Annotated in this window: 12 protein-coding genes and 1 pseudogene; 10 read left to right on the top strand and 3 right to left on the bottom strand. The window is 29.9% G+C overall.

Features of this window, described 5'->3' with window-relative positions; translation table 11 throughout:
• The first annotated feature begins 49 nt into the window (after window positions 1-49).
• The 8 genes from Q0649_RS18040 to Q0649_RS18005 all read left to right on the top strand — a co-directional run bounded on the left by Q0649_RS18040 (window position 50) and on the right by Q0649_RS18005 (window position 7,391).
• Window positions 50-661 (top strand): hypothetical protein, encoded by a 612-nt coding sequence (locus tag Q0649_RS18040; protein WP_298845298.1) that lies wholly within the window; start codon window positions 50-52, stop codon window positions 659-661.
• A complete protein-coding gene (locus Q0649_RS18035) occupies window positions 639-1,187 on the top strand; it encodes a hypothetical protein (RefSeq protein ID WP_298845295.1) in 549 nt (182 codons plus the stop codon). Before Q0649_RS18040 ends, Q0649_RS18035 begins: the two co-directional genes overlap by 23 nt.
• Window positions 1,188-1,250: 63 nt before the next feature.
• A complete protein-coding gene (locus Q0649_RS18030; protein WP_298845292.1) occupies window positions 1,251-2,024 on the top strand; it encodes a methyl-accepting chemotaxis protein in 774 nt (257 codons plus the stop codon).
• Between the two features lie 377 nt (window positions 2,025-2,401).
• The gene (locus Q0649_RS18025; protein ID WP_298845289.1) at window positions 2,402-3,439 is read left to right on the top strand and encodes a LacI family DNA-binding transcriptional regulator; all 1,038 of its coding nucleotides are present in this window, start codon (window positions 2,402-2,404) and stop codon (window positions 3,437-3,439) included.
• 38 nt (window positions 3,440-3,477) lie between these two features.
• A complete protein-coding gene (locus Q0649_RS18020; RefSeq protein WP_298845343.1) occupies window positions 3,478-4,029 on the top strand; it encodes a carbohydrate ABC transporter permease in 552 nt (183 codons plus the stop codon).
• Window positions 4,030-4,350: 321 nt separating this feature from the next.
• The gene (locus Q0649_RS18015) at window positions 4,351-5,400 is read left to right on the top strand and encodes an FAD:protein FMN transferase (RefSeq protein WP_298845287.1); all 1,050 of its coding nucleotides are present in this window, start codon (window positions 4,351-4,353) and stop codon (window positions 5,398-5,400) included.
• A gap of 13 nt (window positions 5,401-5,413) precedes the next feature.
• Window positions 5,414-7,033, top strand: a complete 1,620-nt coding sequence (locus Q0649_RS18010; protein WP_298845285.1) for an FMN-binding protein — start codon at window positions 5,414-5,416, stop codon at window positions 7,031-7,033.
• Window positions 7,034-7,166: 133 nt separating this feature from the next.
• Window positions 7,167-7,391 (top strand): alpha/beta-type small acid-soluble spore protein, encoded by a 225-nt coding sequence (locus Q0649_RS18005; protein WP_298845280.1) that lies wholly within the window; start codon window positions 7,167-7,169, stop codon window positions 7,389-7,391.
• Window positions 7,392-7,437: 46 nt separating this feature from the next.
• Here the strand turns inward: Q0649_RS18005 and Q0649_RS18000 are convergent, their stop codons facing one another.
• The gene (locus Q0649_RS18000) at window positions 7,438-8,394 is read right to left on the bottom strand and encodes an asparagine synthetase A (protein WP_298845278.1); all 957 of its coding nucleotides are present in this window, start codon (window positions 8,392-8,394) and stop codon (window positions 7,438-7,440) included.
• A gap of 264 nt (window positions 8,395-8,658) precedes the next feature.
• Between Q0649_RS18000 and Q0649_RS17995 the strand changes: the two genes are divergently transcribed.
• Window positions 8,659-9,123, top strand: coding sequence for an Lrp/AsnC ligand binding domain-containing protein (locus tag Q0649_RS17995; protein WP_298845275.1), 465 nt, complete (start codon window positions 8,659-8,661; stop codon window positions 9,121-9,123).
• Window positions 9,124-9,257: 134 nt separating this feature from the next.
• Complete coding sequence (locus Q0649_RS17990) at window positions 9,258-9,644, top strand: thioesterase family protein (RefSeq protein WP_298845273.1); 387 nt, start codon at window positions 9,258-9,260, stop codon at window positions 9,642-9,644.
• A gap of 100 nt (window positions 9,645-9,744) precedes the next feature.
• Here the strand turns inward: Q0649_RS17990 and Q0649_RS17985 are convergent, their stop codons facing one another.
• Both Q0649_RS17985 and Q0649_RS17980 read right to left on the bottom strand, forming a co-directional pair.
• Entirely contained in the window at window positions 9,745-10,845 is a 1,101-nt protein-coding gene (locus tag Q0649_RS17985; protein WP_298845270.1) for a DNA alkylation repair protein, read from the bottom strand.
• Between the two features lie 128 nt (window positions 10,846-10,973).
• Window positions 10,974-13,311: pseudogene (locus tag Q0649_RS17980) on the bottom strand (GxGYxYP domain-containing protein); the annotation flags it as partial.
• Window positions 13,312-13,322 lie beyond the last annotated feature (11 nt).

Below are 13,322 nucleotides of genomic sequence, written 5' to 3'. Positions count from 1 at the left end.
TCTAGGTAAATTGACTATAACTTTTTCTTTATTAGTAATGATTTAATTAATGGTAACAGGGGTATCTACATATTTAATAACAAAGGCAAATGTTACTAAAGATTTTAAAAATTCTTCAACCGAGACCTTAAGACAGAACAAAAATTATGTAGAGATGATAAATAGCTCAGTAGATAATATGCCAGCACAGCTATATTCTAATAAAAAATTTATATCCCTAATTAATAATGATAAAGTAAATAATGATATTAAGGATAATAATAGAGTATTAATTTCAAATGAACTGACAAATGCAACATTAACAAATAGTTTAAATGTTATTAGTGGAATGACTTTTTATAGTGAAAATGGTTTGACATCTAGTTTTCCAACAAATGTAAGAACCTTGGAGGAGTCTAATAGTGTTATGGAAGGCGCTAAAAAAGAGTCCTGGTATAATGTGGTAGTTAAGAATAATGGAAAGCCATATTGGTTACCACCACATGATTCAAAGATTGTAGAAGGTAGAAACGCTAGTTATCTAAGTAGTATTAGTGTAATTAAAAATATTACTGGAACAAAAGTTTTAGGAATTTTAGAAATAGATATAAGTGTAGATGTTTTAAATAGTGCTTTAACTGATTCCAAAATAGGTAAAAATGGATATATATATTATAGATGAAAATGGTAAAATAGTAGCACATAAGGACTCTAAATTAGCGGGAACACAATTAAAGGATAATGTTTATAGTTCTATAAAAAATAGTAAAGATGGAGATTTTACATTTAAAGATGGGAATACTAAGATGTTTGGTGTGTATTCTAAATCAACCTTAAATGGTTGGAAATATGTTGCTGTAGTACCTGAAGCTGAATTGTCAGCAACGGCCACAAATATACAAAAATATATTTCAGTAATTATAATCTTATGTTTAATTGCTTGTGTTATTATTTCTCTATTGATGTCTATGCAGATATCGAAGCCTATTAATGAAATTATTGGATTAACAAAAGAGTTAGCTGAAGGTAATTTAATGGTAGAAAGTAAAACTAGTAAAATAATGGAGCTGAATAAACTGAGTGAAAACTTTAATAATATGACTAAAAAATTACGGCATATGCTAAAGACAACAAGCAAGCTTGCTAGTGAGACTGATGAAATTTCAAACAGGCTACTTAATCTTACGCTGGGGAACGCTTTGACTTAAAAACAAGTTACTGCTGCAATTCAAGAAATTACAGCGGGATCTGGTGAACAGGTTGAAAATACAATGCAATGCGTTGAAACCTCGAGTGACTTAGATTTAGATATTAATAAAGCAGTCGAGGGACTAGATAAAGTTTCAGGCGCAGCAAAAGATTGTTTCTTGGTACTAGAAGATAGTAGAATTATTATCCATGATTTAAATCAATCATCTGATAGTAATTCTAAGGCTATTGCCAAAGTTTCTGCTACTGTTTCAAAGTTAAAGGATAATACAAAAGACATTTTATTAATATTAAATAAAATTAATGAAATAACTGATCAAACTAATTTATTATCATTAAATGCATCAATTGAAGCGGCAAGAGCAGGAGAAGCTGGGAAGGGTTTCACTGTAGTAGCAGAAGAAGTTAGAAAATTGTCTGGACAATCTCAAAGTGCTTCAATCCAAATAAGTAAAATAATAAAGCAGGTAAATGAATCAATTGGTAGCGCAATGAATATATCAAATAGTGCTAAACTAGCTTTTTCAGATGAAATAATACAAGTAACAAAAACTAGTAAGTCTTTTGATTCAATAAAATTAGCCATAGAAACTGTGGTTAGTGCTATGCATAATTCTGTTAATAGCATAAATTTAATTGAAAAAGGGAAGATTAGTTTGTCAGATAATATTATTAATATTTCTATGGTAGCAGAGAGGAGTGCGGCTGCAACGCAGGAGGTATCTGCTTCAGTTGAAGATCAAAATAATTCAAATGAAAACATGCATAGCTTAGCTATGGGCTTAAATGATAAGGCGACAAGCCTCAAAGACATATTAGATAGTTTTAAATTTTAATGACATTTCAGAAGGTAATTCTTCCATTTTTATAAGATGGAGGTACATATCCTAAAAAATATAAACTTCAGTGGAAGTATATAGCTACTTCTGAAGTCGGTAATATTGCACGATCAAGGAGATAATTTAATTAGGTGAAGACATTAGTCTTCCCTTAAAAATCGTCGTGTTTTCAACATTATGATTAAATATAGCCCAAATAAAAAAAGTGTAAACGGTTCTGCAAGAAAAGGAGCAATTGGGATATAAATGGAGTAAATTATGTTAAAACATGGTTATGTGAGCAAATCTCAGCATATTATAAGTTGAAAAGAATGAAAGATTATAGTACTATTACATTATAAACACGCGTTTAAAATTTAAAAAAGAGGTGTGGAATGAACAGTATAGACATTGCAAAGATAGCCGGAGTTTCAAGAAGCACTGTTTCAAGAGTAATTAATAATTATGATAATGTTCCAGATGAAACTAGAAAAAAAATTCAGCAGATTATAAAGGAAAATAATTATGTACCACATGCATCTGCTAGAATGCTTGCCGGAGTTAAAAACAGGATAATTGGACTTTTTATAATTGATATGAAGAAAGATCCTAATGGTAAACAGGTTACTAGTAGTTCTTACTTTACTCCATTTACAGGATCAGTTATAGAAAATGCAAGTAAAATGGGGTATAACGTACTTGTTTCCATAGTAAGTAAACAAAAGGATTATAAAAAAGTAAAAGAAATTTTTTATAATAAGACTGTATCTGGTGGTATTTTTATAGGAGAAAAAAATGGAGAACCAGAAATAAAAGAAATTATAAATTCTGGTTGCAGAGTCGCACTATTAGATCAAGCAGTGAAATCAGATGAAGAAGTTTATAATAAATGTATAATAGTAAATGCGGACAATTATTATGGAGCATACAAAGCTACTAATTATTTAATTGGACTTGGACATTCGAGTATTGCACATATAGTAGGAATATCAGAAAATTTATCCGGGATAGAAAGGTTTAATGCTTATAAAAATGCATTAACAGATGCAGGAATTACTGTAAAAAGTAATTTGATTGTTAAAGGAGATTTTACAATCAGTGGAGGGTATAATGCAACCAAAAAACTTCTCCAAAAGGAAATACCTACTGCAATATTTTGTGGAAATGATATGATGGCAATAGGAGCTATACAGGCTATCGAAGAAGCTAATTTAAATGTACCAGAAGATATTTCTATAGTAGGGTTTGATGATATAGAGGTTGCAAGATATATAAATCCAGCGTTAACAACTGTAAGAATGAAACTACTTGAAATGGCATCGATTGCAACGAATACTTTGATAACATCAATCGAGAGTAATTCAAATTTTTCAGCGAATTATACAATACCTATTGATTTAATTAAAAGAAATTCGTGTAAGCCTCTAAAATAAATCACATTACATGTAGCGACTCAGGTGATGATTAACCAATTGGTTTTTCAAAATTCGGATTTAAGGCGAATAAGATTCTCTTTTGGGTACTACTTGCTACCATGATGATACCTACACAATTAGGTATGATAGGATTGTTTCAATTGGTAAAAAAGCTTGGATTACTTGATTCATATTGGCCTTTAATAATACCAGCTATAGCAACGCCTGCATCGGTATTTTTTATTAAAGGATATACAGATGGTGCAATAAGTAGGTCGCTAATAGAAGCTGCTAGAATTGATAGATGCAGCGAACTTAAAATATTTAACAGAATAGTATTACCTCTTATATTTCCAAGTGTTGCTACAATGTCTATATTCACATTCATTCAAACTTGGAATAACTTTTTAATACCTCTTATATTGTTATTTGATCCTAATAAGTTTACACTACCTATAATGGTAATGCTTGCTAGAGGAACATATAAGACAGAGTATGGCGCAGTTTTCACAGGTGTCGCCATTTCAATAGTACCTATAATGATAGCATTTATCTTCTTATCTAAGAAGATAGTTGGAGGATTAACAGTAGGTGGAGTTAAAGGATAATGTTTTTATTGAAATACAAATTTAAAAGTGGACTACTGAAATATATTTATATTTCAGTAGTTTTTTTTCGTAAAAAGTTTTATGCAAATTCAATAATAACATAAAAATAACATAATCATTTGATAATTATTAGATAATTATTTGTTAGTATAAATACATAGTAATTAAATAACCGAGGAGAAACATGTTAAGCAATTGTACACATTTCTCTTAGAAGATTCACAGGAAATTTTAATTCTATTTTAATATTGATATTATATTATAGACATTGCAAAGCTAATTAAATTTAAAATTAAGATATTATAAGGAGGTCTACTAGGAATGCTTATGATTATAGACAACTCATTGATTATAATGATAGCGCTAATATTCATTATTTTAATTTTAATATTTATAACTGGCAATAATAAAAAATCATATATACTTAGAGAATTTTATTCGCTTGGTACCTCTAATCAGTTAAAAGTATATGGAAAAAAAGCAATAAAAGCTATTGAAGAGTCTATTATAAAGGTTTATGAGATAGATAACAAGATGTCGGTTTTTAAAGAGGATAGCGAAATATTAAAAATAAGTATAAATGCTGGAAATAAACCTCAAATAGTTAGTAACGATACTTATTATGTTATTCAAAAGGCAATAAAGTATTGTAAGTTATCTAAAGGGGCTTTCGATATTACAATAAAACCTATAGTAACATTATGGGGTATTGGAAAAGAAGGGCAACAGATTCCGAGCAGTAATGAAATTAAGGAAAAACTTAAGATCATAAACTATAAGGATGTAGTAATAGATAAAAATGATAAATCTATTTTTTTAAAGAATAAAGAGCAAGAAATTGATGTTGGAGGTATTGCGAAAGGATATGCCGCAGATGAAGTTAAAAATGTAATGGTTAAAAATGGTATTAAGAGTGCGCTTATAAATCTTGGAGGAAACATACTAGCTCTTGGTACAAAAATCGATGGAACACCATGGAGTGTTGGTATTCAAGATCCATTTAAAACTCGTGGCGAATTCGTTTTAACAATTAGTGTTATTAATAAATCTGTAGTTACTTCAGGAAATTATGAAAGATATTTTGAAGTAGAAGGCAAAAGATTTCACCACATAATAAACCCAAGTACGGGTTATCCATCAGAAAGTGATATTGTAGGTGCTACAATAATCTCTGATAACTCAATTGATGGAGATGGACTATCTACAGGAGTGTATATTATGGGTGTGCAAAAGGCTATTAAATTAATAGAAGAAATAGAGGGCATAGATGCCATATTAATAACTAAAAGTAAGGAGATCTATGTAACATCAGGAATGAAAGGTAAATTTGAAATTACAAGTCATGAGTTTGTATATAAAAATATGATTTAAAAGGGGATATAAAATGGTAAAAAAGATAAAGAAAATACAAATATTTAGACATATAGTACAACTGATTATGTTTATTTTGTCACCTGGTTTATTTATATTAGCTTTTTTAGAACTAAAAAGTATTTATAGTATGATAATTAAAGGCAATTTGAATTTTATAACAGCTTTTCCTAGTTTAATTGAGTTCACAACAGCTATAATAATAACAATTTTACTTGGGAGATTCTTTTGTGGATGGGTTTGTGCATTTGGAACTTACAATGATTTCGTTTATTTATTATCAAAAAAAGTATTTAAGATTAATTTTAAAGTAAACCAGCAAGTAGATAAAGTTTTAAAATACGTAAAATATGTGGTTCTATTATTACTTGTAGTTGTTGTTTGGACCATGGGAAGTAAAGTTCTTGATACGACAAGCCCTTGGGATGCTTTTGCGCAAATAACGAGTTTTCCTCAGGTATTATCTGATTACACTATTGGAGTTATACTACTACTTTTAATAACAATAGGTGCTCTTTTTGTAGAAAGATTTTTCTGTAGATATTTATGTCCTTTAGGAGCTATTTTTAACATTTTCTCAAGAATAGGAATACTCAAAATTAAAAAACCTACTGATAAATGTGGAAAATGCAGAATATGCAGCAATAATTGTTCAATGGGATTACAACTTTATAAAGTAGAGAGTGTATGTGGTGGGGATTGCATTAATTGTTTCAAATGCATCGAAGCGTGTCCTAGAGGCAATACTAAGATAAATGTTCTTGGTGAAAATGTAAAACCAGAACTTGCAAGCAGTGTAGCAATAGCTGCAATGGTAGGACTTTATGCTGTTAATAATTTAGGAGCGCAGGCATTAACCAATAGTGGATTGGCTATAGCAAGTACCACTAGTACAAGTATAAGTACAAGTGCGAGTAGTACTTCTCAAAAATATAAAGATGGAACATATACAGGAACAGGTACTGGATTCCAAGGTGGTACTACTGAAATGTCAGTTACAATTAAAGACAATAAAATAACTAAAGTTGAAACGGTATCAAATGGAGATACCCCTGATTTTTATGCAAGAGCAGAAAGTACTATAACCTCTGAAATAGTGTCAAATCAATCAACATCGGTTGACACAGTTTCTGGTGCTACATATAGTAGTAATGGTATTATTAGTGCCACTGAGGATTCATTAAAGAAAGCAGAAGTAAGTTCGACTGCAACTACAACAACGACACCAACTACTGATTCAAGTTCAACAACAACTAATAGTACTGATGATACAACAACTAGTGCTGAGGATACAACTACAACTGATAGTAGCACTGCTGATACAAGTACAACAACAGCAAATACAGCAACTGCTGCAAGTACCTATAAAGATGGTACTTATACTGGAACGGGTATTGGGTTCCATGGCGGTACAACACAGATGTCAGTTACAATAAAAGGCAATAAAATAAATAAAGTTGAAACAGTATCAAATGAAGATACTCCAGATTTTTATGCCAGAGCAGAAAGCACGGTAATTTCTGAAATAATATCGACTCAATTAACAACAGTTGACACAGTTTCTGGTGCTACTTATAGTAGCGATGGTATTATTAGCGCAACACAGGAGGCTCTAAGTAAGGCTAAAGCATAGAAAAAAAATCAATTATTAAAATGAATAAAAAACTTATTTTTTAAAATACTAACTGTAACGATATAAGGTAGATAACAAAATTTTTATGATATTTTTTGAATGTTTATTTTATAAAATCATAGGAGGTAGTAAAATGAGTAGAAGAACGTTAGTACCAGAGGCAATGGGAAAACTCCAAAAGTTTAAGATGGAAGTAGCAAATGACATGGCTATGGATAATGTTCATAGCAGAAATGCTTATATGGGTGATGTTCCTAGTAATGAAGTAAATAGAATAAAAAATTCAGGTAATGTTGGTGGAGAAATGGTAAGGCGAATGGTAGAAGCAGCAGAAAAAAATATGGTAGACAAAATATAAAAAGATGGTGACTATTTTAAAATAGTCACCATCTTTTTATATTAAATTAGAATATATATTGCTGACCAGGTTTTCTACAGAATAATGTAACATCACTAATCTCAGGTTGCTTAGTAATAAATCTGGTTATTCTTTCAACACCGAAACCAGCTCCAGCAGTCTTAAATATTTCTCCTTGTTTTGCAAGTTCAATATAATATCTAAATGCATTTTCATCAGTTCCGAGTTCTCTCATTCTTAAAAGTATTCTGTCTAGTGTGAATTCTCTTTCGCCTCCACTTAATCCTTCTCCAAATCCTAATGGCCAAATAAGATCATAGTTTCTATAAGTTCCTAAGTTATCTAGATCTTCAGCATCATAGAATTCTCTCTTATGGTTTGTTAAAAAGAAAGGCTGCGTTGCAGCTTTTGATGCTTCTGATTCAAAATCATCACCATATTTTGCTTGCATCTCATCAGTTGTATATTTTTTAAATGGTCCAGTTATGTTTAAATGATCAGTACCTACTCCAAGTCTTGTTAACTCTGGAATACAGTTTTCTTTTACAAATTTAAATATAGCAGTTATGATTTCTTCTATGAATTTAAGCACATATTCCATAGTTTTTTCTTTAAATTCAAAATCTACTTGAGTAAATTCGAATAAATGTCTTGAATCACCCCTAGTTGCCATTTCAAGTCTTATGTTAGGAGAGACTATATAAAGGCTATCAATATCTTTGTTTAACATGGTCATTTGTTTGTGAAATATCATTGATTTCATAACATTGAAGGTTTGTTTGTTATAGTTTATCTCACATTCTTCAACACTATGGTTTAAAGTATCTGTAATTGGTGACATCATAAGTGGTAATATTCTAGTTATTCTTCTATTGTACATAAATTCATCTACAGCTTTTAAAACTGACTGTTGAACAAATAATATATCCTTAATTTTATTGTTTTTAATCTTAGCCACAGCTATTTCTAATAATTTCTTTTCTTCTGCCTTTAATTCTGTCATTGTAATTCCCCCTGATATATTTTTATTTTTGTTTGATCCATTGATAATATAATAATACATATATCTACTTATTGCAATATATCCAATGAATATTTATTAAATTTATAATCATGGTAATTTAAAAGCTATTTTGTTATTAAATTATTAAAAAAATAAATTAATTTGCTGTTTTTTTGCTAATCTGCTAATTGATTTGCTATAATGATATAAAGCGTACAATATTATTAATTTTAGTTAAATATAAATTTATTAGGAGCTGATGGTATGGATTTAAATGTTCCCGGTTTAGATGAATTAGACTATCAAATATTAGAAATCTTAATTAAAGACTCTAGAATACCTTATCTTGAAATTGCAAGGCATTGTCATGTAAGTGGAGGCACAATTCATGTTAGAATGAATAAAATGCAAGAAATGGGATTGATTAAAGGGGCTAGACTTATATTAGATACAAGTAAACTCGGGTATGATGTATGTTGCTTTATTGGAATTTATCTTAATAAAGCATCTTCATATCCTGATGTATTAGAGCAATTGAAAGAAATAAAAGAAATAGTAGAGCTACATTACACAACAGGTGCCTATTCTATTTTTATTAAAGTAATGTGCAAGAGCATTTCAAATCTCCAGGATTTACTTATGAATAGACTTCAAGTAATTTCAGGAGTTCGAAGTACAGATACATTTATAACCTTATCCCAACCTATAGATAGAAACATATCTTTTTGATAAATTTTTAACAATAAGTATGAAAATCACTTGATACACTTCCATAATGATGTTATATTAGTACAATAAGGTACTTGTACTAATATAAAACCATGTAGCATATCTTACATGATATATTTAAAGGAGTGATGAAAATGGAATTTAATTTTAATGAAGGACTTAAATCTGTTATGGAGCAGTTAGTAGGGAAAAATGATACAGCAAATTCTTATGGATCTGGAGATTTAGATGTTTATGCTACTCCAGCGATGACAGCACTTATGGAGAATGCAGCAAAAAATGGCGTTAAGAAAGAATTACCTACTGGATATACCACAGTTGGTATAGAGATTAGTGTTAAGCATATAAAGCCAACACCTGTTGGAGTTAAGGTTAGAGCTGAGGCAATACTTGAAAAGGCCGAAGGTAAAAAATTAACTTTTAAGGTAGAAGCATTTGATGACATGGGTAAAATAGGGGAAGGAACACATATAAGATATATAGTAAAATCAGAAGATTTTATTAAAAAAATAGTTCGTTAATATTTTATTATTGTGTAACGACTAAATAGGTCAATTTATATAAGCATTCTTCTAACTTAAGATTTAGAAGAGTGCTTATATAATTTTTTTGATTATATAATTATAAAAATAAATTCATAATTGAAGTAGCTACTTCCGAGCCGTTAATAAGTATAACTATCCTATGTTCTCCTGGGTAATGTTTTCTTGTAGTAAGATCAGCCCATTTATGAATTTTAGTTCCAGCAAGACATTGCCCCCCATCTACTATTTTATCAAAGAGTAAAAATAATTTACGAGAGGTCTTTCCTCTTGCGTGTGCAAAGTAAATACCATATTCTATTCGTATATGTATAGGGTTGCCTTCACGAATATAAAGCTCATAGTTAAGTTTACAACTCTCGCCAATTTTTAGAAAAGGTGGATCTATAGATAAAGAAGCACAGTTAGTAATAGGCCTGTCTATAGATTCTCCATATCCAAATAATTTCATTATTTCTGGATTTGCTTTGCGAATTAATGTTCGTGAGCCATGTCTTAGTATCCAGTCAGTATACTTATTTATTCCCTTTAAACGTCTCACTGTTTCCACAATGACCGAAGGATTATCTTTTGAAATGTCATTTAAATTGTTAGCGACGCTCTTACGTACATAAATAGAAGGGTCTTCTTTTAGTTGCTCAAGTACAGATAGCACCATTGTTGGATCACACTTAAACATAGTAAGGGAGATTCCCCAGGGTAGACGTGGACGACAACCTTCACTTGCAAGTCGTCTTATATGTTCATTGCTATCTTTTGACCATTCGAGCATCTTATTTATCATTCGCTCAGGATCATGCATAATAAATGGTCTTACTGCAAATTCAGAGGAGGATCTAGTAGTAAAACGCTTAAGAGCTACCATTGAAAGTTCCCAATTATAATCTGACTTACCATATATTGAAACAAAATTCGGAAAAAATAAATATGGAAAACCATCACAATATTCATCTATTTCAAATAGTATTTCTAGAGCTTCATCGTATTTTTCGGGTAGAAATGCTCCAAGTGTTTTAGTAATTCGATTCATCCTCTCCATTAACTTTAGTTCAACCCAGGTATCATCTATTATGGTAGCTATAAATCCATCAATATCAAAAGAATGATAGACATTATATACTTTCTCACCAAATTGCTGTAAAAATTCCTTGTTATACATGTTTTTTAAAGCTTCTGCCATAACTTAACCCTCCTTTGTAAGCATATATCATTATTATAGCAATAATAACTTTACAACTGTGAGTTATATTAATATTTTTTAATATTAATGGATTAAATTTTAAGATATTAGGTAAAATATTTTATAAATTAATGTTTTACATTTTTCTCTATTAATTTCATAAATGTATCAGGGGTTACTATTGCCACTTTAGGATTTTCTTTTAATTTATTAACAACATATTCAATGTTGTTAAGGTTTTTGCTCCAAGCATGAACATAAACAAAAGTGTAACTATTATGATCTTTAATATCTACTTGATTAGAATCAATTCGAAGGTTTATATTTTTTATGAGTTCATCTTCACTTTCAATATCATCCCAAAGTAAATCTCTACATGAAACTATGGGTTTATTATTTGACCAAATAATCTCTCCGTGGTAGTTGTCGTGTTTATGATAATCAAGATAAAATAATCCATGTATATTTGGTTTTATAGTAAACTTATCCCAAAGATCTTTATTATAAAAAGAAGAGTCATCAATAATTGATACATAGTTCTCATCTACATTTTCCATATAATCATTTAATCTATTAATATTTATGTCAAATGATTTTTTATCAAATTTACTTGGGTACATGTAGCCATTTCCAGAGGGAGGTACTAAAAAATAGTCGTTTGTAGATCCATGAGCTGCACTTTCATAATATAGTTTAAATACGGTAGGTGCAAGATAATATAAGGAAGGGCTTAATGACCAACCCAAATTGAAATTACCTTTATAAGGAGAACCAAACCATTTGTGAGAACCATAATTAGTTCCAAGGTCCCACTGCTGATTATCTCCATCAGACATAATAAAGGTTACAGTATGAACATTGTCTTTAATTAACATGGGTACTAAATTCTTTTGTTTTATGGGTGATGAAGGAAATGAACTTAACACAGTTAAATTATAAGACCAATCTGCGGCTATTATACTAATACCATATTTTGAAGCCGTACTTACATTAATAAATTCATCTGGTCCCCAACCGAGGCATAGGGAGTCTTTATCCATGGCTGAAAATACTTTATCGCGAAGAACTGTAACATTAATTTTATCTTCATAAAATATTAGAGACTTGGTCATTATTGCATAGTCTCTTAAAGCTGTAGAGTTACCAGGTGATAATTGAATTACTATAGAATGATTGAGTCCAGAATTCCATAAATTATCAAAGGCCCAGTTTTCATCAGTATTTCTGCAGTCTCCTATAATCTTTGTTATACCATAAATCCTAGCTTTTTCTTGAATAGTTTCATCAACTGCAATACAATTATTTAATGAGGCAAGCGTGCAAGCATTATTTATTGAAGGGTCGTTTAGCAATTTATTATTGTAGAGTACATACCCTTCAATATAATCTTTAAATACATCTAATAAGTGCCATGGATTTGACACATTTTCGTAGGAAACCATATAATTTTCTTTTAAATTATCGAGCCATATTTTGTAATCCGGTTGAGAGGAATTAAGTGTATATATTTGAATAGAAGATTGTTTATTAACAAGGCCTTGAAGGGTAGCTATCATTGCTCTCTCAGCTGTCGTCATTGTATTTTGAGATATAACATACAAGTAAGTTGCGGTTATGGGACTTTTCATATAATTATTAGTAGTTATAGAACTTCTAAATTCACTCCATTTAATAAAACTCATTGCTATTTTCCTTGCAGTATTTATAAAACTCATTTAAAAAGTTAATTCTTTCATTATTATTAAAAGATTTAATATGACTCTCATCAAAATTTGCTAATAATAATTGTCTCTCTATAATATCACCAGCTGTAACTTTGTCTGAATTTTTAATCATATCATACATAATCATGAAGGTAGTGGTTCTTCCAATACCTTGTTTACAGTGAAAATGAAACCAACTATTTTTAGGCTGTGATATTACAAGATTTACAAAGTAATCAACCATATCATCTTTAGGTATTTTGCCATCAGTAACGGTTATACGGTTATACGATAATGATTTAGAATTAACAAGATGATCTTCATCTTCAACTTTTGTTGGAATAATAGTTATATTTTTATGATTATAAAATGTAAGAGGTACATTTAATTTTATATTGCTTAGTTTAGTGTATTCATCAAGCATTACTTGATTTTTAGTTAGTCCTATGTTGGCATCATTTTTCGCATTAGCCCAACTAACAGGTAATTCATTAATAAATCCGTGTGATTCTTGTCTTAAGTCAATGATAGTAATTGGCGATGAAGTGTTTATACTTTTTATTAAAATAGGTAGATTATTTCCTGAAAATTGTTGGCTACCGGAAATGTTTAATGTGATGAGTCCAATAAGGTTTAAATCTTTATTATTTTGCGTATTTAATATAGTAGACGACTTACGGAAATTTTTTGGGATATTATCATTATTCTGAGAATCTAAAACAAGATTTACGCTATTGTTTTCTAAGGATGTTTCAGTGGTTTGCTTTATTTCAT

This window comes from uncultured Clostridium sp., from assembly GCF_937920395.1.
GTDB lineage: Bacteria > Bacillota > Clostridia > Clostridiales > Clostridiaceae > Clostridium_AD.
The sequence above is the reverse complement of the archived record's forward strand: the minus strand, read 5'-3'. Positions and strand labels throughout refer to the sequence as shown.